General features: G+C 31.9%; 23 protein-coding genes and 1 pseudogene. 11 read left to right on the top strand and 13 right to left on the bottom strand.

Features of this window, described 5'->3' with window-relative positions:
• Positions 1–134: 134 nt before the first annotated feature.
• On the bottom strand, positions 135–761 hold the full coding sequence (locus HMPREF2658_RS07105) for a nitroreductase family protein (protein ID WP_000522375.1): 627 nt from the start codon (positions 759–761) through the stop codon (positions 135–137).
• Positions 762–957: 196 nt separating this feature from the next.
• Here HMPREF2658_RS07105 and HMPREF2658_RS07100 point away from each other — a divergent pair, with 196 nt between their 5' ends.
• On the top strand, positions 958–2,163 hold the full coding sequence (locus HMPREF2658_RS07100) for an SdrH family protein (protein WP_070854286.1): 1,206 nt from the start codon (positions 958–960) through the stop codon (positions 2,161–2,163).
• A 24-nt stretch (positions 2,164–2,187) separates the two neighbouring features.
• Here HMPREF2658_RS07100 and mroQ read toward each other — a convergent pair whose 3' ends face one another.
• A complete protein-coding gene (gene mroQ / locus HMPREF2658_RS07095) occupies positions 2,188–2,931 on the bottom strand; it encodes a CPBP family intramembrane glutamic endopeptidase MroQ (RefSeq protein WP_000197627.1) in 744 nt (247 codons plus the stop codon).
• Between the two features lie 174 nt (positions 2,932–3,105).
• Between mroQ and groES the strand changes: the two genes are divergently transcribed.
• Complete coding sequence (groES, locus tag HMPREF2658_RS07090; RefSeq protein ID WP_000917289.1) at positions 3,106–3,390, top strand: co-chaperone GroES; 285 nt, start codon at positions 3,106–3,108, stop codon at positions 3,388–3,390.
• Positions 3,391–3,465: 75 nt separating this feature from the next.
• Positions 3,466–5,082, top strand: coding sequence for a chaperonin GroEL (gene groL, locus HMPREF2658_RS07085; RefSeq protein ID WP_070854283.1), 1,617 nt, complete (start codon positions 3,466–3,468; stop codon positions 5,080–5,082).
• A gap of 560 nt (positions 5,083–5,642) precedes the next feature.
• Here the strand turns inward: groL and HMPREF2658_RS07080 are convergent.
• Together HMPREF2658_RS07080 and HMPREF2658_RS07075 are read right to left on the bottom strand one after the other, a co-directional pair.
• Complete coding sequence (locus HMPREF2658_RS07080) at positions 5,643–6,950, bottom strand: TrkH family potassium uptake protein (RefSeq protein WP_001045070.1); 1,308 nt, start codon at positions 6,948–6,950, stop codon at positions 5,643–5,645.
• A 395-nt stretch (positions 6,951–7,345) separates the two neighbouring features.
• Positions 7,346–8,569, bottom strand: coding sequence for an ArgE/DapE family deacylase (locus tag HMPREF2658_RS07075; RefSeq protein ID WP_000206615.1), 1,224 nt, complete (start codon positions 8,567–8,569; stop codon positions 7,346–7,348).
• A gap of 430 nt (positions 8,570–8,999) precedes the next feature.
• On the opposite strand from HMPREF2658_RS07075, the gene HMPREF2658_RS07070 reads away from it, so the two are divergent.
• Together HMPREF2658_RS07070 and HMPREF2658_RS07065 are read left to right on the top strand one after the other, a co-directional pair.
• Complete coding sequence (locus HMPREF2658_RS07070; RefSeq protein ID WP_000791399.1) at positions 9,000–10,055, top strand: leukocidin family pore-forming toxin; 1,056 nt, start codon at positions 9,000–9,002, stop codon at positions 10,053–10,055.
• A gap of 21 nt (positions 10,056–10,076) precedes the next feature.
• On the top strand, positions 10,077–11,096 hold the full coding sequence (locus tag HMPREF2658_RS07065) for a leukocidin/hemolysin toxin family protein (RefSeq protein WP_000595616.1): 1,020 nt from the start codon (positions 10,077–10,079) through the stop codon (positions 11,094–11,096).
• Between the two features lie 256 nt (positions 11,097–11,352).
• Here the strand turns inward: HMPREF2658_RS07065 and sph are convergent.
• The 7 genes and pseudogenes from sph to HMPREF2658_RS07030 form a co-directional block, all read right to left on the bottom strand.
• Positions 11,353–12,177: pseudogene (gene sph / locus HMPREF2658_RS07060) on the bottom strand (sphingomyelin phosphodiesterase); the annotation flags it as partial.
• Between the two features lie 56 nt (positions 12,178–12,233).
• Entirely contained in the window at positions 12,234–13,271 is a 1,038-nt protein-coding gene (locus tag HMPREF2658_RS07055; protein WP_000857191.1) for a tyrosine-type recombinase/integrase, read from the bottom strand.
• A gap of 58 nt (positions 13,272–13,329) precedes the next feature.
• Positions 13,330–13,794 carry a hypothetical protein gene (locus HMPREF2658_RS07050; protein WP_000825947.1) on the bottom strand — a complete coding sequence of 155 codons (465 nt, stop codon included), beginning with the start codon at positions 13,792–13,794 and terminating at the stop codon, positions 13,330–13,332.
• A gap of 99 nt (positions 13,795–13,893) precedes the next feature.
• The gene (locus HMPREF2658_RS07045) at positions 13,894–14,076 is read right to left on the bottom strand and encodes a hypothetical protein (RefSeq protein WP_000705248.1); all 183 of its coding nucleotides are present in this window, start codon (positions 14,074–14,076) and stop codon (positions 13,894–13,896) included.
• A 203-nt stretch (positions 14,077–14,279) separates the two neighbouring features.
• Complete coding sequence (locus tag HMPREF2658_RS07040) at positions 14,280–14,621, bottom strand: hypothetical protein (protein WP_000591749.1); 342 nt, start codon at positions 14,619–14,621, stop codon at positions 14,280–14,282.
• Between the two features lie 5 nt (positions 14,622–14,626).
• Positions 14,627–15,559 carry an exonuclease domain-containing protein gene (locus HMPREF2658_RS07035; RefSeq protein ID WP_000759682.1) on the bottom strand — a complete coding sequence of 311 codons (933 nt, stop codon included), beginning with the start codon at positions 15,557–15,559 and terminating at the stop codon, positions 14,627–14,629.
• A 15-nt stretch (positions 15,560–15,574) separates the two neighbouring features.
• Positions 15,575–16,288 carry an XRE family transcriptional regulator gene (locus HMPREF2658_RS07030; protein WP_001031454.1) on the bottom strand — a complete coding sequence of 238 codons (714 nt, stop codon included), beginning with the start codon at positions 16,286–16,288 and terminating at the stop codon, positions 15,575–15,577.
• Here HMPREF2658_RS07030 and HMPREF2658_RS07025 point away from each other — a divergent pair.
• Genes HMPREF2658_RS07025 through HMPREF2658_RS07015 form a run of 3 tightly spaced genes read left to right on the top strand, consistent with a single transcriptional unit; the run spans position 16,251 to position 16,915 of the window.
• Positions 16,251–16,424 carry a hypothetical protein gene (locus HMPREF2658_RS07025; RefSeq protein WP_001801500.1) on the top strand — a complete coding sequence of 58 codons (174 nt, stop codon included), beginning with the start codon at positions 16,251–16,253 and terminating at the stop codon, positions 16,422–16,424. The two genes, HMPREF2658_RS07030 and HMPREF2658_RS07025, sit on opposite strands and share 38 nt — an antisense overlap.
• A complete protein-coding gene (locus HMPREF2658_RS07020; protein WP_000854073.1) occupies positions 16,421–16,684 on the top strand; it encodes an SA1804 family transcriptional regulator in 264 nt (87 codons plus the stop codon). The genes HMPREF2658_RS07025 and HMPREF2658_RS07020 overlap by 4 nt, the downstream gene beginning before the upstream one ends.
• Positions 16,685–16,699: 15 nt before the next feature.
• The gene (locus HMPREF2658_RS07015) at positions 16,700–16,915 is read left to right on the top strand and encodes a Thoeris anti-defense Tad2 family protein (protein ID WP_001025404.1); all 216 of its coding nucleotides are present in this window, start codon (positions 16,700–16,702) and stop codon (positions 16,913–16,915) included.
• On the opposite strand, the gene HMPREF2658_RS07010 is transcribed toward HMPREF2658_RS07015, so the two are convergent.
• Complete coding sequence (locus tag HMPREF2658_RS07010; protein WP_000128907.1) at positions 16,904–17,233, bottom strand: hypothetical protein; 330 nt, start codon at positions 17,231–17,233, stop codon at positions 16,904–16,906. The genes HMPREF2658_RS07015 and HMPREF2658_RS07010 overlap by 12 nt on opposite strands.
• A gap of 50 nt (positions 17,234–17,283) precedes the next feature.
• Here HMPREF2658_RS07010 and HMPREF2658_RS07005 point away from each other — a divergent pair, with 50 nt between their 5' ends.
• Positions 17,284–18,036 (top strand): phage antirepressor KilAC domain-containing protein, encoded by a 753-nt coding sequence (locus tag HMPREF2658_RS07005; protein WP_001148605.1) that lies wholly within the window; start codon positions 17,284–17,286, stop codon positions 18,034–18,036.
• Between the two features lie 15 nt (positions 18,037–18,051).
• A complete protein-coding gene (locus HMPREF2658_RS07000) occupies positions 18,052–18,249 on the top strand; it encodes a hypothetical protein (RefSeq protein WP_001148862.1) in 198 nt (65 codons plus the stop codon).
• Here the strand turns inward: HMPREF2658_RS07000 and HMPREF2658_RS06995 are convergent.
• On the bottom strand, positions 18,236–18,616 hold the full coding sequence (locus HMPREF2658_RS06995) for a DUF2513 domain-containing protein (protein ID WP_070854281.1): 381 nt from the start codon (positions 18,614–18,616) through the stop codon (positions 18,236–18,238). The genes HMPREF2658_RS07000 and HMPREF2658_RS06995 overlap by 14 nt on opposite strands.
• Before the next feature lie 54 nt (positions 18,617–18,670).
• Here HMPREF2658_RS06995 and HMPREF2658_RS06990 point away from each other — a divergent pair, with 54 nt between their 5' ends.
• Positions 18,671–18,994 carry a DUF771 domain-containing protein gene (locus HMPREF2658_RS06990; protein WP_001120201.1) on the top strand — a complete coding sequence of 108 codons (324 nt, stop codon included), beginning with the start codon at positions 18,671–18,673 and terminating at the stop codon, positions 18,992–18,994.
• The last annotated feature ends 28 nt before the right edge of the window (positions 18,995–19,022 follow it).

Raw genomic sequence — 19,022 nt, 5'->3', positions numbered from 1 at the left:
TCTTATACATGAGTTTTACTCATGTATTCCTATTCTTAAGTACACATTAGCAGCGGCTAATGTGTAAGAACTACTACATAATGAATAACTAATGATTCTATATCATTTCTGTACCATTCCCAACAATATATTGATTATTTTTTTATTACGAAACGATCTTCCACTGGATTAAATGTTTTTTCGCCAGCAGCTTCACGAATATCACCAAATGGCATTTGAGCAATAAGTTTCCAACTTTTAGGAATATTAAATTCATTTGAAGTCATCTCATCAACAAGTGGATTATAGTGTTGTAATGAAGCACCTATGCCTTTAGTAGCTAATGCAGTCCAAATTGCAAATTGATGCATGGCATTTGTTTGAGTTGACCATATTGCAAAATTATCATAGTAGTTTGGCATTTGTTCTTGTAAACCACTTACAACATCTTGATCTTCATAAAACAAAATTGTGCCGTATGAATGTTTGAAGTTATCAATTTTTTGTTCAGTTGGCTCGAAATCACGATTCTCTCCCATGACTTCTTTTAAAATTGCTTTTGTGTTATCCCAAAATTTATTATTGTTGTCATTTAATAAGAGAACAATTCTAGTTGATTGAGAATTAAATGATGAAGGAACATGTTTAACTGCATGTGCAATCATTGATTCTAATTCGTCATCGCTAATTGATATTGAATCTTTCAAATTATATATTGAACGTCTTTCTTCCAATGCGTTGTCAAAAGTCATTGCTTTTTTATCTTTTTTAAATAAACCCATAATCATTACTCCTTCTTTAGTAAAGAATACTTAATAGACTTAGTATAAATTTTATACTCGAACTTGTAAAGTAATATTTACGAAAATTTCAAGAATATTAATATTCATTTTCAAATTCCAAATATAAATGCATTTTCAACGCATATTTATTATACTTAGATTAATACTTATATGAAAAAGGGAGGTGTCTCGTGAAATGTCATATCATTGGTTTAAGAAAATGTTACTTTCAACAAGTATGTTAATTTTAAGTAGTAGTAGTATAGGGCTTGCAACGCACACAGTTGAAGCAAAGGATAACTTAAATGGAGAAAAGCCAACGACTAATTTGAATCATAATGTAACTTCGCCATCAGTAAATAGTGAAATGAATAATAATGAGACTGGGACACCTCACGAATCAAATCAAACGGGTGATGAAGGAACAGGTTCGAATAGTCGTGATGCTAATCCTGATTCGAATAATGTGAAGCCAGACTCAAATAACCCAAACCCAGGTCCGAATCCGAAGCCAGACCCAGATAAGCCGAAACCAAATCCGAATCCAAAACCAGACCCAGATAAACCAAAGCCAAATCCGGAACCAAAGCCAGACCCAGATAAGCCGAAACCAAATCCGGATCCAAAACCAGATCCAGACAAACCGAAGCCAAATCCGGAACCAAAACCAGATCCAAATCCGAATCCAAAACCAGACCCTAATAAGCCAAATCCAAATCCGTCTCCAAATCCCAATCAACCTGGGGATTCCAATCATTCTGGTGGCTCGAAAAATGGGGGAACATGGAACCCAAATGCTTCAGATGGATCTAATCAAGGTCAATGGCAACCAAATGGAAATCAAAGAAACTTACAAAATCCTACTGGTAATGATTTTGTATCCCAACGATTTTTAGCCTTGGCGAATGGGGCTTACAAGTATAATCCGTATATTTTAAATCAAATTAATCAATTGGGTAAAGAATATGGAGAAGTTACTGATGAAGACATTTATAATATTATTCGCAAACAAAACTTCAGCGGAAATGCATATTTAAATGGATTACAACAGCAATCGAATTACTTTAGATTCCAATATTTCAATCCATTGAAATCAGAAAGGTACTATCGTAATTTAGATGAACAAGTACTCGCATTAATTACTGGTGAAATTGGATCAATGCCAGATTTGAAAAAGCCCGAAGATAAGCCGGATTCAAAACAACGTTCATTTGAGCCGCATGAAAAAGACGATTTTACAGTAGTTAAAAAACAAGAAGATAATAAGAAAAGTGCGTCAACTGCATATAGTAAAAATTGGCTAGCAATTGTATGTTCTATGATGGTGGTATTTTCAATCATGCTATTCTTATTTGTAAAGCGAAATAAAAAGAAAAATAAAAACGAATCACAGCGACGATAATCCGTGTGTGATTCGTTTTTTATATTATGGAATAAAAATGTGATATATAAAATTCGCTTGTTCCGTGGCTTTTTTCAAAGCTTCAGGATTAAGTAATTGGAATATAACGACAAATCCATTTTGTAACATATGAATAATAATTGGAACAGCAAGTCGTTTCGTCCATACATATGCTAATGAAAAAATGACGCCCATACCAAAGTAAATAGGAATAAATTTATAGTCATTATGCGCTAATGCAAAGATTAATGAGCTTACAGTCGTTGCAATAGCAAATGCGACGATACGGTTACCTTTAATTGCATTAAATAATTCGCCAAAGATTACTTTTCTAAATACATATTCTTCTAATAGAGGACCAACGATTGATACGAAAAAGATAAACAATGGAATCTTTCGTGCAATAACGATTAAACGCTCAGTATTTGGACTTGTTTGTTGTGTGCCAAAAATTTGACTATATACAATACTAACTACCATTTGATAAATCATTACCAGTGCAAATCCAAGCAATGCCCATGGAATGATATATTTTTTAGGTTCTTTAACTTCTAATTCTAATTTTGTTGGATTTTTAATTTTTAAATTAATTAAAATAATCGTCGTGGCGGCGATTAAAAATAGAACAAGTTGTATGTAAATGACTGCTTTAGTCAGTTCTATGCCACTATATTGTGCAAATGGTAATTTTTTCACAATGAGAAGCGGTAAAAATTGAGACAATATATAAATAATAACAGTTAGCAATGATGCCCATAGTCTTGTCATAATTTTCCTCCAAATATTTGTTTATAATTTATTTTATCGTAAATAACTTGAAGTTACAAAACTTAATTGAAAGGTTATGACTTGAAGTTTTGACCAAATTTGATTATTATAAATGTATGTTAGCACTCTATAAAGTTAAGTGCTAAACTTTAGGTTTTTTAAGGAGGAACAATCATGCTAAAACCAATTGGAAATCGTGTGATTATTGAGAAAAAAGAACAAGAACAAACAACTAAAAGTGGTATTGTTTTAACTGATAGTGCTAAAGAAAAATCAAACGAAGGCGTTATCGTTGCAGTAGGAACAGGACGCCTATTAAATGATGGTACAAGAGTGACTCCTGAAGTGAAAGAAGGGGACCGTGTCGTGTTCCAACAATATGCAGGTACAGAAGTTAAACGAGATAATGAGACTTATTTAGTTTTAAATGAAGAAGATATTTTAGCGGTAATTGAATAATATAGAATATAATTCATAGATAGATTGTAAAGAACGAAAATGAAATATGACTAAACAAATGGAGGTTTATCATTTATGGTTAAACAATTGAAATTCTCTGAAGATGCACGTCAAGCAATGTTACGCGGTGTTGACCAATTAGCAAATGCAGTTAAAGTAACGATTGGTCCTAAAGGACGTAATGTTGTATTAGATAAAGAGTTTACAGCACCTTTAATTACGAACGATGGTGTAACGATTGCTAAAGAAATCGAATTAGAAGATCCATATGAAAATATGGGGGCTAAACTAGTTCAAGAAGTCGCAAATAAGACAAATGAAATTGCTGGTGACGGTACGACAACTGCAACAGTATTAGCTCAAGCAATGATTCAAGAAGGCTTGAAAAATGTTACAAGTGGTGCGAACCCAGTTGGTTTACGACAAGGTATCGACAAAGCAGTTAAAGTTGCTGTTGAAGCGTTACATGAAAATTCTCAAAAAGTTGAAAATAAAAATGAAATTGCGCAAGTAGGTGCTATTTCAGCAGCAGATGAAGAAATTGGACGCTATATTTCAGAAGCTATGGAAAAAGTAGGTAACGATGGTGTCATTACAATTGAAGAATCAAATGGACTAAACACTGAACTAGAAGTGGTTGAAGGTATGCAATTTGATCGTGGTTATCAATCACCGTATATGGTTACTGATTCAGATAAAATGGTTGCTGAATTAGAACGCCCATACATTTTAGTGACAGATAAGAAAATCTCATCATTCCAAGATATCTTACCTTTACTAGAACAAGTGGTTCAATCTAATCGTCCAATCTTAATTGTAGCTGATGAAGTTGAAGGCGATGCATTAACAAATATCGTACTAAACCGCATGCGTGGTACATTTACAGCTGTTGCTGTAAAAGCACCTGGTTTTGGTGATCGTAGAAAAGCGATGCTTAAAGATTTAGCTATTTTAACTGGTGCGCAAGTGATTACTGATGATTTAGGCTTAGATTTAAAAGATGCATCAATAGATATGTTAGGTACTGCAAGTAAAGTAGAAGTAACTAAAGATAATACAACTGTTGTTGATGGTGACGGTGACGAAAACAGCATTGATGCACGTGTAAGCCAATTGAAATCTCAAATTGAAGAAACTGAATCTGACTTTGATCGTGAAAAATTACAAGAGCGCTTAGCTAAATTAGCAGGCGGTGTTGCAGTTATCAAGGTAGGTGCAGCAAGTGAAACAGAACTTAAAGAACGTAAATTACGTATTGAAGATGCTTTAAACTCTACACGTGCAGCAGTTGAAGAAGGTATTGTTGCAGGTGGTGGTACTGCACTAGTAAATGTTTACCAAAAAGTAAGTGAAATTGAAGCTGAAGGCGACATTGAAACAGGTGTGAATATTGTACTTAAAGCATTAACTGCACCAGTTCGCCAAATTGCTGAAAATGCAGGATTAGAAGGCTCTGTCATCGTTGAACGCTTGAAAAATGCAGAACCAGGTGTTGGATTTAACGCTGCTACAAACGAGTGGGTTAATATGTTAGAAGCAGGTATCGTTGATCCAACTAAAGTAACACGCTCAGCATTACAACATGCAGCAAGTGTTGCGGCAATGTTCTTAACTACAGAAGCAGTAGTGGCTTCAATTCCTGAAAAAAATAATGACCAACCTAACATGGGTGGTATGCCAGGAATGATGTAAAACAGTTTCTAGTTTAGACTAACTAGAACATTCCATGATAGACGAGTATGATTCGTTTCAAATAAATATGAGAACGTATGAAAATATGTTTTTAAGACGTTTTCCATTAGTTGCCAAAACTTTTGGAAAGCGTCTTTTTTTATGATGATTTGTCATTGGATTCATAATGGTATTTAAATCATTGAGGTTCAGGAGATATTGTATTACCTAATGAGAGTACATCAACTTCAATAAGTAATAAATATTGCGTGTTCCGGAATGACTGCTTGATTAAAATTCTAATGGGTGGGTGACCTTATTGATTGAAACCACATTTAAAATTTCTTAATCACAAGCAGTTAACTAGGTATAGTTTAGTTTTGAGTTGATCTCTTTTTAGGTGTGTTTATGCATTTTGCTTCATTTTAGGTGTGTTTATGCATTTTGCTTCATTAAAAAGATAAGGCATTTTATCGTCCTAAAATAAATACAGAATAACAAAAAACTACCTGTTCAGGTAGTTTTTTAATGTAATAGATTAAAACACTAGTTCATTTCTTGTTTAAAGATTGATAGCTACTTTATAGATAAATTTGTCCTTTAGTGTAGCGGTAATTTTTAGGACTTTTTGGTGGTATAAATGTTCTTAATAAAGTTAATAGTCCTACTTTACCGCAAAGCATAACGAATATAATAATTATTTTAGTAATACCGTGATATTCTGTGGTAAGGTTCATACTTAACCCGACTGTTCCAAATGCAGAAACCACTTCGAATAATAACTTGATTAATGATATGTTCGGATTAATTATCGATAATATAAAAGTAATGATACTGATAAATAGAAATGAGATATTAATGGTAACAATAGATAGTTTTATATGTTTGTCAGATATTTCTTTATTGAATACGAAAACATTATTTTCTTTACGTATATAATTTAGTACAAAAATAAACGCTACTGCAAAAGTAGTTATTTTAATTCCTCCAGCTGCACTGAGAGGGGCACCACCAATAAACATTAGTAGCATTAACATTAAGGCGGTAGATTTGTTAATGCTTGCTATATCTATACTGTTAAAACCCGCTGTTCGTGTTGTTACTGATTGGAAAAAAGAATTTCCGATTTTTTCAACTAGTCCCATATGTTGCATAGTATTAAACTGTTCTAATAAAAAGAATGTAATAGCACCTATAATTATTAGGATACTAGTAGTAGTTAAGACTAATTTAGAATGTAAAGATAATTTACTCAATTTTTTACAATTAATAAAGTCTATTACGACAAAATGTCCAATACCTCCAAATACTATGAGTATTGAGATTATGATAATGACAATTGGATCATTAGAAAAATCTATTAAGTTATTCTTAAAAAGGGCAAATCCAGCATTATTAAAAGCTGATACTGATGTGAATAAGCTTAAAAATAATCCTTTGCCTATACCAAATTTTGGTATAAAAGATAAACACAAACAAATCATACCAATTAATTCAGTGACTAAACTATAAATAGCCAAGTGTTTAATTAGTTTAATAACACCACCAGGTTCGTCAATATTCCATGTAACCATAATCAAGAATCTATTTTTCATTGATATCTTTCTATTTAAAAATACTAGTGTCAATAGTGTTACGGTTACGATACCCAGACCACCTATTTGTATTAATAATAGTATTACTATCTCACCAAGTATATTAAACTGTGATCCTATATCAACTGGGGACAAGCCAGTAACTGTAAATGCACTTGAAGCTATAAATAGGGCATCTAAAAAAGATATTGGCTTTTTACCAGTGAAAGGTAAATACAATAAAAGTGCACCTATGATAGTTGTAGAGAAGAAAAGCATTAAATAAAAATATAAAGGTTTGTGGACTTTGTTCATTTTAATTGCATACTCCTTTATATTATAAATTAATAATTAGATAATATCATAAACGAAAAAAGAAATGTTACTGATGTGTATTACTTTTCAATTCTAGTCAGGGGCCCCAACACAGAGAATTTCGAAAAGAAATTCTACGAACAATGTAAGTTGGGGTGGGAGCCTCAAAAAAGAGAAATTGGATTCCCAATTTCAACAGACAATGCAATATATGTATGATAAATCAGCACTATAGTTTTAATTTTACATCACCTATTCAATGGAAATATGCTTGTTGATATTTGAATATTTACATTCAAATAATTCGTCGTCAAAATTTTGTTTTCCAGCTCAAAAACTTAAAATTCGCAATAAAAACTGCCAGCACCCGAATAGGGCAGCTGACAGTATACCTCTTATTTCTCCTTTAAATATTGAATGGAAGCCTCTTTGAAAATATCAATATATTTCAGATACATATCTTTTTCAATATATTCATCGATTTGATGTGCCATTAATGGATTACCTGGTCCAAAAATGGCTAAATCAACATTGTCCTTATTATCTCCTAAGAAGCTGGAAGCATCCGTTGCACCTACAAGCGCCGAAACAAAGATTTCACCTTGTTCTATATAACTAGAAGCTACATCTTTAATCGTAGTAATTAATTTGCTATTTTTATCGCTTGTGACAGGACGATGATTGCTTGGAATTTCAAGTGAAAGCTTATTGCTATTCACATCATTTATGATATTTTGGAAAAATGATTCTACAAAGTCGTTATCATACTCAGGAACTGGTCTTACGTTAAATTCAAGTGAAGCTTCATCTGGTACAGAGTTAAATTGTTTGCCGCCATTTATAATCGAACATACAGCTGTAAGACCAGATGCATCATTTGCATCCTCTTCAGAAATTTCTTTTCCTATCAATGATTTGAACATGGGCGCAACATCTAACTCATGTTTAGTATCATTTTTTTTAAGCTCTGAATATTTTTCTTTAAATTGATTATAAAATTCAAGCAGTGTATCAATTGCATTGTCACCAATAAATGGAACTGAGCTATGGACAGCTTTACCAGTTGCAGTTACTTTACATGACATAGACCCTTTATGTGCATAATAAATTCCAGATCCAGTTGGTTCAGCAATCATTAGACCATCAACATCATCTAAATAGCCTTTATCTGCTAATAATTTGGCGCCTTCTTGCTCTTTCTCTTCACCAGCAGTAGCGAGTAATCTAATGGTTCCTTGAGGCAATTGATTTTGTTCTTTTAATTCAATGAGTGTGATGACCAAAGCCATCAGACCGCCTTTCATATCCGTTGTGCCTCGACCATATAATTTGCCATCTTTTTCAGTTAATTGAAAAGGAGGGTATGTCCAGTTATCTTGATTTCCTGCATCAACGACATCCATATGACCGCTCAATGCAAGTATAGGAGAGCCACTACCGATTTCAGCAACGATATTGGCGCGCTGTTCATTAACTTTTAAAATTTTAGAGTTAATATCATATTTGTCGAATAAATTCTTTAAATAATGACAAACCTCTATTTCATTGTTGTTCTCAGTTTGAAGTTCAATGATATCTGCGAGTAATTGAATTTTTTCCTTTTCACTAAAAGTTGTCATCAAGCTCACACCTTTACAAAATAGTATATATATTTATATAAACATAATTATTGTATTTAAACATTAATTTTAAGTAACAAAGTGACGTGCTATGTTCATGATTGCATCTTAAAATATGCACCTTATATCAGTAGTCTAATAATCACTGATAGCAGGTGTTTTTTTATTGTAAATCGTCCAGTCGGATTGTATAAAAAATATTTATTTAAAGCATGTATAACATATAGATCCGTGGTGATTAACTACGAAATAAAGGGATTTACTAATTTAATCACTTTGTACACACATTAATTTTATATCGAAAAAAGTATTTAATAATATAAACAAAATCATTTAATAAATAGTTAAATATATATTCTTAGTTTTTGTGATATTATTCACATGTCGATACCTATCAACAATATTAAATATAAGAAAGAAGGTTATAACAATGAAAAATAAAAAGCGCGTATTCATTGCGTCATCATTATCATGTGCACTTTTATTGTTATCAGCAGCAAATACAGAAGCGAATTCAGCGAATAAAGACTCACAAGACCAAACTAAGAAAGAACATGTTGATAAGGCTCAACAAAAAGAAAAGCGTAATGTGAATGATAAAGATAAAAATACACCAGGACCTGATGACATTGGTAAAAACGGTAAAGTTACAAAGCGTACTGTATCTGAATACGATAAAGAGACAAATATTTTACAAAATTTACAATTCGACTTTATCGATGATCCAACATATGACAAGAATGTCTTACTTGTCAAAAAACAAGGGTCAATTCATTCAAATTTAAAGTTTGAATCTCATCGAAATGAAACAAACGCATCATGGTTAAAATACCCGAGTGAATATCACGTTGATTTTCAAGTACAAAGAAACCCTAAAACTGAAATTTTAGATCAACTGCCAAAAAATAAAATTTCCACTGCGAAAGTAGATAGTACATTTTCTTATAGCTTAGGTGGTAAATTCGATTCAACAAAAGGTATTGGACGAACATCATCTAATAGCTATTCTAAATCTATCAGTTATAACCAACAAAATTACGACACAATTGCGAGCGGTAAAAATAATAATAGACACGTACATTGGTCTGTTGTTGCCAACGATTTAAAATACGGGAATGAAATTAAGAACAGAAATGATGAATTCTTATTCTATAGAAATACTAGATTATCTACTGTAGAAAATCCTGAATTAAGTTTTGCGTCAAAATATAGATATCCTGCGCTTGTAAGAAGCGGATTTAACCCAGAATTCTTAACTTATATTTCTAATGAAAAAACAAATGACAAAACACGATTCGAAGTTACATATACACGTAATCAAGATATTTTGAAAAACAAACCTGGTATACATTATGGACAACCAATTTTAGAACAAAATAAAGATGGTCAAAGATTTATTGTAGTTTATGAAGTAGATTGGAAAAATAAAACAGTTAAAGTCGTTGAAAAATACTCTGATCAAAATAAACCATATAAAGAAGGATAAAGTAGAAGGGACGGATGACAAATGATTAAACAAGTATGTAAAAATATTACAATCTGCAGTTTGGCGCTATCAACAGCTTTAACTGTGTTCCCAGCATCTTCTTATGCAGAAATTAAATCTAAAATTACTACAGTTTCCGAGAAGAACCTTGATGGTGATACGAAGATGTATACACGTACGGCTACAACGAGTGATACAGAGAAAAAAATCTCACAAAGCTTACAATTTAATTTTTTAACTGAGCCAAATTATGATAAAGAGACAGTATTTATTAAGGCGAAAGGTACAATTGGCAGTGGATTGAAAATTTTAAATCCAAATGGTTATTGGAATAGTACATTAAGATGGCCTGGTTCTTATTCAGTCTCGATTCAAAACGTTGATGATAACAACAACAGTACAAATGTGACTGATTTTGCGCCTAAAAATCAAGATGAATCAAGAGAAGTTAAATATACGTATGGCTATAAAACAGGTGGAGATTTTTCAATTAATCGTGGCGGTTTAACTGGAAATATTACAAAAGAGAAAAATTATTCAGAGACAATTAGTTATCAACAACCATCTTACCGCACACTTATTGATCAACCTACAACAAATAAAGGTGTAGCTTGGAAAGTAGAAGCACATTCTATCAATAATATGGGACATGATCATACGAGACAACTAACTAATGACAGTGATGATAGAGTGAAAAGTGAAATCTTTTCATTAACTCGAAACGGAAACTTATGGGCGAAAGATAATTTCACGCCTAAAAATAAAATGCCTGTAACTGTGTCAGAAGGATTTAATCCAGAATTTTTAGCTGTAATGTCACACGATAAAAATGATAAAGGTAAATCAAGATTTATCGTTCATTATAAACGATCAATGGATGACTTTAAATTAGATTGGAACAAACATGGTTTCTGGGGCTATTGGTCTGGTGAAAACCATGTAGATCAAAAAGAAGAAAAATTATCAGCATTATATGAAGTTGATTGGAAGACACATGATGTAAAATTAATTAAAACATTTAATGATAAAGAAAAGAAATAAGTTTTCGCAAGTTGCCTGCTGCGTATCGCGTAGTAGGTAACTTTTTATTTATTTTGGGATAGATAGTTTGAGATACTGTATCTTTTATGTTGAGTAAACTAACTTGATGTTGTTAGATGGCATATGAGCCATGTTGAAGTGTAGCGGAAGTTATTATATTAATGAAGAGATACCTATTTAAAGTTAGTCATTTCATATTTCAACAAAAACTCGCTTCGACCTTTTAGAACGAAGCGAGTTATTAGTTAGTTGAGTGCTATTTACTATAGGCTTTGATTGGATAATGATCTGAGAAATCATTGTATACATAGTAGTAAGGGAAGGCATAGACATCCCATGGCTTAGGTTTTTCAGTAACAACTTCATTAACTAATTGTTTTGGTTGTTTATGATCTTTATCTGTAAATATATAGTCTAAATGTTCTGGTTTACCATTAGGATAATTATATTTCGCGATAGAATTTGACTGTGGATCCCATGTGCTATTGTGTCCTGCATATAGAACATCATTCACGTTTAAGTTTTTAAGCATATCTTTGAACTCTGGAGTACCTTTATTAACATTCAAATCGCCACCGATATAAACCGTTTCATCTTTAGGTATGTTTTTCTTTTTAACAAAGTCGCTGATTTCTTTCATTTGTTCAGCTCTAATTTTTCGATCATGTCCAGCGCCACATCTTGAATCTTCAGATTGTGTATGTGTACCGATAACGTGAACGTTCTTACCGTTTTTCTCTATCTTTGTATAAACAAAGCCTTTATTACTGTCATTGTCGAATCCACAACCGCTTTTGAAAACATGCTGGATTTTTTCTTTAATAGGATATTTACTTACAATCGCTACGCCGCCATCTTCAGCAACAGTTGATGAGTAGCTACCTTCAGTTTTGTCCCAACCTGATTGAGAACGACCGAGTACAGGTGTTTGGTAAGGATATTCTTTTTTTACATTACTTAATAATTTGTCTGATGCACCATTATCAAATGCTTCATTAAATATGACGACATCATTATTTTTGATGTAAGAAGATTGTCCAATTAAATCAGCACGCTTATATTGACCCCAATTCGGATACATAGAAACCTTGTAACAACAGTATTTATTGGGTTTGGAGTCCCTAATGGGTCCCTAAATTACATACTTTCTAAAATTTTAGTTGTTTTTTTGTCCTCTTCATTAAATTTTTCTTCTAACAAATGAGAATACACAGATGTAGTTATTGCTATATTTTTATGACCTAATCTTTTAGAAATGTAATGTATAGATACACCTTTTGCTAGTAAATAAGAACAATGAGTGTGTCTTAATGCGTGCGATGTAATAATTGGTATATTATTGACTCTACAGGCTGATTTCAAAGCATTATTGATAGCATGAAGGTTAATTATAGATCCGCCTTCTTTGAAAATGTAACCATCATAGCTAATTGCAAATGTACTTATGACGTCCATAATGTGTTTCATATCAGATTTAGCGATACTGATATATCTAGGGGAAGTATTGGTTTTTCGCTCGTCAATAAATATAGTGTTTTTCACTTGGTTGATATGCTCAATCTTTATATTTCTTGCACCACTGACACGACAACCCGTACAAATCATTATGAATAGCGCTAATGATGAACGAGTTCTCTTCTTTCTGACGTGATCTTTTAGTATTTCATATTCAGTTACCGAGATGAATTTTTCTTGTTCTGACTTCGTAGGTTTTCCGGCTTTATAATTAACTTTATAAGCGGGGTTTTTAAAAATAAGTCCATCATATAATGCGTCATCTAAAGCTGACCGAATAGCACCGTTTGTTTTTCTTATAGTTTCTTTTGCGTGTTCTTTTGAATAGTCGTTTATGAATTTCTGATAAACTTGTCTATTTATCTTTGATAACTCCATTTTACCTATTTTATGTTTTTGTATATGTTGTAATGCATTTCTATAATGACGGTAGGTATTTTCTTTAACAACAGGTTGTTTATATGTTTTAATCCAATTTTCGAAGTATTCTTCAAGAGTTATATAGTTATCTATATTAAAACCACTTCTTAACTCATTTAACTTGTCTAGTCCAGCAGAATTAGCTTCACGCTTTGTTCTAAAACCTTTCTTACGGTATCTTTTTCCTTCATGCTTAAATTCATATTGCCATTTTTTACCATCGTAACAACGTGTTTTCATGCGTTCCCTCCTCAAAATTGGCAAAAAATAATAAGGGTAGGCGGGCTACCCTGTGGAATCAATTATCATTATTTATAATTTCAGAAACTCTATCATTGTATTCTCTTTGTGACAGACCATGATAGTCTTTTTGCATTGAAAGCTCTTCAATTTGTTTTTGAGCCTGCTCAGACATACCCTCTGTAGAAAAATCAGTGGGAGGCATATTATTTAAATCAACTTTTTGCTTTTTGTTTTGTTGAACTTGGACATTTTGCTGAGGAACACTATTTTGTGGTATCTGTTGTTGCGGTTGTTGAACCGATTGCTCTTGTGATTGGGGTTGTTCAACGGTTTGATTGTCTGGTTGTTGTTGTGTTGCAACTTCTTTTTCCTTATCTTTTTTCGATTTATTTTCCTTTTCCTTCTCAATTTTCTTTTCTTTTGATTTAACTTCTTTTTTAGATTCTTCCTGATTCTCATCATTTCCACATGCACTTAACACTAACGTGCTCACTAATAATAAACCTAACAATCTTTTCATTCTCATTTCTCCTTTGCTTACTTTTTATATTAAAACTCCATATAGGCGCTATTAATCAATACGTTTTCACACTAGTAGGCGTTTTTTTGTTTAGTAAAATCATAATGAATCTTCTTTGGTTAACTTATCGCCATCTAATTTTTGTGAAATAAATTCCAAGTATTTACGCGCATTATGTGACGATAAATCTTTAGGTAACTCATAAGTGAATGGTTGATTACCACTAGTTAAAACTTCGTATATTACAGTTTCTCTTTTTATTTTGCAATTAGTTATTTTCATTATAAACTTCCTTTCAAACACTGCTGAAATAGACGTCTTTTTTAAATAAGCATAATTAATACTTCAATTCTTTAATCCACATATATTTAAAAGTGAGGTAGTAGGTAATAAATATAAGACTTAAAGTTAAGATTGCTTTTTTCATGTTTCATAATTAAAACCTCTGTAAATTTAAGGTTAGTATTATGAAATAATGGATTGGTTTATTCTTTAGTACTAACTTCGTAGTAAATTATATAGTTCGCTAAATTGTATTTATCTACTATATTTTTGGAATAAACAATTTCCTTTTCTTTCTTCAGTAAATTATAAAAATCTACATCATTTTCGTTAGCTGATTCTATTTTGGTGATATCAGATTGTCTAACGATTCTTTTAGATCTGTCAAGGTATATAAATTTCCCTGATTTAGAATTAGTCTTTTTATTCACACCGACGTAAATTGAAAGTAATATACTTTTTCCAAAAACAGCATCACTGTGATTATGGTTTTCATCTTCTATAACTAAGAATACATGCTTTTTTGTAAAAATTTTTTTGATCATCGTTATTATTCCTTTATTAAATTTATTAAGTCTTCTTCATTTAAAAATTGAATTTTTGCACCATTTCCAACATATTCTCGAGCTTTTCGTTGTTTTGAAACTAGTCCGTTCACATCTTTATATTTATCATCTTGAACACCTTCGACTAAAATATCTGTTTTTGCAGTTACGTCACTTCTGATATAAGCTCCTTTCTTTCTAGTTAATATCATTAAATCTTGTTTTTCAGTGTCAAAATTACCTGTAAAAACAACATTTTTATCTTTTAAAATAGGGATTACACTTTCCACTTCTATTTTATTAATCTCAGATATTTTCATATGAATTTTTTGAAATCCTGAATCGAAAAGTTTAGTTGGAGAGTTAGAATATTTGCTAAATCTAATGTATTGCTTAGGCATATAATGTATTAATTTTAATACACTATAATGCTGATTGTTTTTAGCGAGTGATATCAACATCTTCGATAAAGCTAGCACGTCAAATTTAGCAGAATGTAATTTTTCTTTATCGATATCATATAAGCTACACAAATTTTCTAATTTAAAACTAGAGATTGCGTGGAAGCTTCTAAAGATATTTATACTATCGACATACATGAAGTTTGGAACAGGTAAGTCATAATAATTATTAGTATTTTTTAATACTGAAATATCAAAAAGTGCATTATGAGCAATAATTAAATGTGATTCTTTTAAAAGATAGAGAATTTCTTGGTAAATATCTGGATATTTAGGTGCTTTTAATATGACATCTTCAGGTATTTTATGTATTTTAGCGTTTTTCAAGTTATATCTATTATTAGGAGGATTAATATAAGATGAATAAACTTTTACTATTGATAAATCCTTAATTAAAGATACAGCAACTTCGCAAGGGCTGTTCATATGTTCATTCATAGTTTCAAAGTCTAAGACTGCAATATCATATTTTTTCATTTGCAAGTGCTCCTTTTATAAAATAACTTTTCCAATTAACCTCACACTTTCATTTCTATAAAAGTGTAGATCGTCGTAATCTTTATTTAGTGAAACTAGAGTCAATCTATCATCTTCAACAAAGACTTTCTTAACGTACGCTTCTTCTTCAATGATGAATATACCAATTTGTCCATTCTTTATATTGTGAGTTTTCTCCACAAATATGATTTCGCCATCTTTAAACATAGGTTCCATAGAATCACCATTTACTTTTAACGCTAAATCGTGTGTGGGGATAGGTCCTTTAACCATTTCAGTAAATAGCGTTTCATCGTGTAAACGTTCTCCTACACCAGCAGAGACGCAACCATTGACGTTAACTGGAGTTTTCTCCTGTTTATATGAATTAATATCTACAACGTTATCTCCTTTAGAATTCTGTTCTTCCAATTGTTCATTTGCATAGTTAAGTACGTTTTCTTGGCGGGGAGGTGTGAGTTTGTTGTATATGGAAGTGATGTCGTTATCGTCTTTGTATGTAGTATCTATGTCGCTTTTACCAACCTCGAAAACATCAGCTATCCTTTGTATAACGCCGTGAGAGGGGTTGGAACGTAAATTTAAATAATCGCTTAAAGTAGATGGTTTTATGTTAATGAGTTCAGCAAGTTTCTTTTGAGACATATTTGAATCGTTGAGAAATTTTCTAATGTTTTTGGCTATAATAATATTTCTTTCTTTGTTCATATTACTTACCTCCTTTTTTCTTATTATACGAAATTTTCATATCATAGTAAAGTTTTTTACGAAAAAAACGTATTTAATGTTGACAATACGAAAATTTCGTATTATATTAGGTTTACGAAAGGCGGTGACAACATGAAAACATTAAAAGAGTTGAGGACTGATTACGGATTGACTCAAAAAGAGTTAGGAGATTTATTTAAGGTCTCATCACGTACAATTCAAAATATGGAAAAAGACTCTACAAACATTAAAGATAGTTTACTTTCTAAGTATATGAGTGCTTTTAATGTTAAATATGATGATATTTTTTTAGGTAATGAATACGAAAATTTCGTATTTACGAATGATAAAAAGAAATCAATTATTTTAGCATTTAAAAAAAAACAAACATCTTAATAGGAGGAATAACAAATGAACATTCAAGAAGCAACGAAGCTAGCGATGGAGAAAGGAATAAGTATAAGGAGAGAGAATCAAGATGTGTATGGGATATTACCAACTAATTTGCAGCGTTATCAATGCCTAGTCGTATCTAGACACTATAAGAAAAAAAGACAAACCGCCGCCGGAAGGTGGCAGCCTAGCGCAGACGATTTAATAGCAGATGATTGGATTTTAGATTATTAATTTTTTCAAATCTCTAATTAAACCCATAAGTGTTTTGTAATCTTTTTTGGATTCTGATTCTGAGTAGGCGATACCTTCTCGAGAAAGAGCCATCTCAAGAAAACCGCCATCTTCAGCAGAAGCAATTACAAAATCTCTATGCTTTAATTCAAGAACTGCATCGATATAGTCTTCAAAATTAAAACCTAAAAAGAAAGCGTTAAATGAGGATTCATCACTACCGAAATAAGATGCAGAACGTTTAGACATACCTTCGTCAATTCTATCAAGGTAAATTGAATAAAGTTGTAAAAGGACAAATTTAGCTTCATCAGTCATAAGTCATTCACCTCCTTAATAGGAGTATAGCAGAAAGGAGCACAAACAATATGCAAGCATTACAAACAAAATCGAACATAGGCGAAATGTTCAACATACAAGAAAAAGAAAATGGAGAAATCGCAATCAGCGGTCGAGAACTTCATCAAGCATTAGAGGTTAAGACTCCATACAAAAAATGGTTTGAAAGAATGAGTGATTACGGATTTGAAGAAAATATCGATTATATAGTCACGGACATTTTTGTCCATAACCCACTAGGAGGTCGTCAGAATCAAACTGACCACGCACTCACACTAGACACTGCAAAAGAGATTGCAATGATTCAACGTAGTGAACCTGGCAAACGTGCAAGACAATACTTCATCCAAGTTGAAAAAGCATGGAATAGCCCAGAAATGATTATGCAACGTGCTTTAAAAATTGCTAACAACACAATCAATCAATTAGAAACAAAGATTGAACGTGATAAACCAAAAATTGTATTTGCAGATGCAGTAGCTACTACTAAGACATCAATTTTAGTTGGAGAGTTAGCAAAGATCATTAAACAAAACGGTATAAACATCGGGCAACGCAGATTGTTTGAGTGGTTACGTCAAAACGGATTCCTTATTAAACGCAAGGGTGTGGATTATAACATGCCTACACAGTATTCAATGGAACGTGAGTTATTCGAAATTAAAGAAACATCAATCACACATTCGGACGGTCACACATCAATTAGTAAGACGCCAAAAGTAACAGGCAAAGGACAACAATACTTTGTTAATAAGTTTTTAGGAGAAAAACAAACATCTTAATAGGAGGAACGAACAATGCAAGCTCAAAACAAAAAAGTCATCTATTACTACTATGACGAAGAAGGTAATAGACGACCCGTTAATATTCAATACAACGATGGCTACGACTTAATGATAGACCAGCGTTTTATTGAAATGACGCTTGAAAGACATCCGCATTTAAAAAATAACTTTTATGGATTAATAGATGGAAAAGAATTTAAGTTAGATTAAATTTTTGTGTTAGATAATTAAAAGCTAATTTGCTTAGCAATGTTACGGACATACTAGTGGTTTTGTTTGCGACTTTTTTAACTTCTTTCCAAGTGTGATTGTCTCGGATATTATCTAAAAATTCATGTCCTGACCAAGTTATATCGTTAATTGTATAATCATAAATATGTCCATCTTCCCAATCGAATTTAACACTAACATACTTTGCTTCTTCCAGTTTTAATAATGCATATATTACAGTTTCAAAATCATATTTTCCAAATACAACATTATCTTTGAAATTGTATTCGGTGAGCGGTTCACCAATCTTTTTATTAGTTTCAATTTCTAACAAAAGATGTCTAACACAATCATGATCTAATTTCATACTTATCACTACCTTAGGTTGATAACAACATTATACACGAAAGGAAAGATAGAAATGCCACATATTTTAAACGTAACAGTTCCAATACCTGAAACACACGTGCTTATCACAAAAGATGAATATGAAGAGTTAATAGCTTACTCATTAGACCCTGTATGGAACATGAGCGACTTAAAGAAGAAATTAAAAATTGCATCTGATGAAACAATCAAAGACAGGTTATTATTTCACCCTAGACTCGAAAAAGAGTTAAGAGCACAAGGTATCGTACATTATCCTGATGAGAATTTTAATCGTTGGAGGTTTAACGCAAGAAGGATGCATAAGTTTGTAGATGAACATTTTAATGAGATTTACAAAGGAGGGCACAACAAATGAGTAAAACTTATAAAAGCTACCTAGTAGC

This window comes from Staphylococcus sp. HMSC062H10 (genome assembly GCF_001836945.1).
Classification (GTDB): Bacteria; Bacillota; Bacilli; order Staphylococcales; family Staphylococcaceae; genus Staphylococcus; species Staphylococcus aureus.
This window is presented reverse-complemented; position numbering and strand designations above follow the sequence as displayed.

Coding starts and splice junctions, on each gene's coding strand:
- HMPREF2658_RS07075 (WP_000206615.1), bottom strand. CDS start 8,569: ATGACAACTTTTAGTGAAAAGGAAAAAATTCAATTACTCGCAGATATC.
- HMPREF2658_RS07035 (WP_000759682.1), bottom strand. CDS start 15,559: ATGAAAAAATATGATATTGCAGTCTTAGACTTTGAAACTATGAATGAA.
- groL (WP_070854283.1), top strand. CDS start 3,466: ATGGTTAAACAATTGAAATTCTCTGAAGATGCACGTCAAGCAATGTTA.
- HMPREF2658_RS07080 (WP_001045070.1), bottom strand. CDS start 6,950: ATGAACAAAGTCCACAAACCTTTATATTTTTATTTAATGCTTTTCTTC.
- HMPREF2658_RS06990 (WP_001120201.1), top strand. CDS start 18,671: ATGCCACATATTTTAAACGTAACAGTTCCAATACCTGAAACACACGTG.
- HMPREF2658_RS07040 (WP_000591749.1), bottom strand. CDS start 14,621: ATGATCAAAAAAATTTTTACAAAAAAGCATGTATTCTTAGTTATAGAA.
- HMPREF2658_RS07025 (WP_001801500.1), top strand. CDS start 16,251: ATGTTTTTGGCTATAATAATATTTCTTTCTTTGTTCATATTACTTACC.
- HMPREF2658_RS07030 (WP_001031454.1), bottom strand. CDS start 16,288: ATGAACAAAGAAAGAAATATTATTATAGCCAAAAACATTAGAAAATTT.
- HMPREF2658_RS07065 (WP_000595616.1), top strand. CDS start 10,077: ATGATTAAACAAGTATGTAAAAATATTACAATCTGCAGTTTGGCGCTA.
- HMPREF2658_RS07015 (WP_001025404.1), top strand. CDS start 16,700: ATGAACATTCAAGAAGCAACGAAGCTAGCGATGGAGAAAGGAATAAGT.
- HMPREF2658_RS07020 (WP_000854073.1), top strand. CDS start 16,421: ATGAAAACATTAAAAGAGTTGAGGACTGATTACGGATTGACTCAAAAA.
- HMPREF2658_RS06995 (WP_070854281.1), bottom strand. CDS start 18,616: ATGAAATTAGATCATGATTGTGTTAGACATCTTTTGTTAGAAATTGAA.
- HMPREF2658_RS07100 (WP_070854286.1), top strand. CDS start 958: ATGTCATATCATTGGTTTAAGAAAATGTTACTTTCAACAAGTATGTTA.
- mroQ (WP_000197627.1), bottom strand. CDS start 2,931: ATGACAAGACTATGGGCATCATTGCTAACTGTTATTATTTATATATTG.
- groES (WP_000917289.1), top strand. CDS start 3,106: ATGCTAAAACCAATTGGAAATCGTGTGATTATTGAGAAAAAAGAACAA.
- HMPREF2658_RS07070 (WP_000791399.1), top strand. CDS start 9,000: ATGAAAAATAAAAAGCGCGTATTCATTGCGTCATCATTATCATGTGCA.
- HMPREF2658_RS07000 (WP_001148862.1), top strand. CDS start 18,052: ATGCAAGCTCAAAACAAAAAAGTCATCTATTACTACTATGACGAAGAA.
- HMPREF2658_RS07045 (WP_000705248.1), bottom strand. CDS start 14,076: ATGAAAATAACTAATTGCAAAATAAAAAGAGAAACTGTAATATACGAA.
- HMPREF2658_RS07105 (WP_000522375.1), bottom strand. CDS start 761: ATGGGTTTATTTAAAAAAGATAAAAAAGCAATGACTTTTGACAACGCA.
- HMPREF2658_RS07010 (WP_000128907.1), bottom strand. CDS start 17,233: ATGACTGATGAAGCTAAATTTGTCCTTTTACAACTTTATTCAATTTAC.
- HMPREF2658_RS07005 (WP_001148605.1), top strand. CDS start 17,284: ATGCAAGCATTACAAACAAAATCGAACATAGGCGAAATGTTCAACATA.
- HMPREF2658_RS07050 (WP_000825947.1), bottom strand. CDS start 13,794: ATGAAAAGATTGTTAGGTTTATTATTAGTGAGCACGTTAGTGTTAAGT.
- HMPREF2658_RS07055 (WP_000857191.1), bottom strand. CDS start 13,271: ATGAAAACACGTTGTTACGATGGTAAAAAATGGCAATATGAATTTAAG.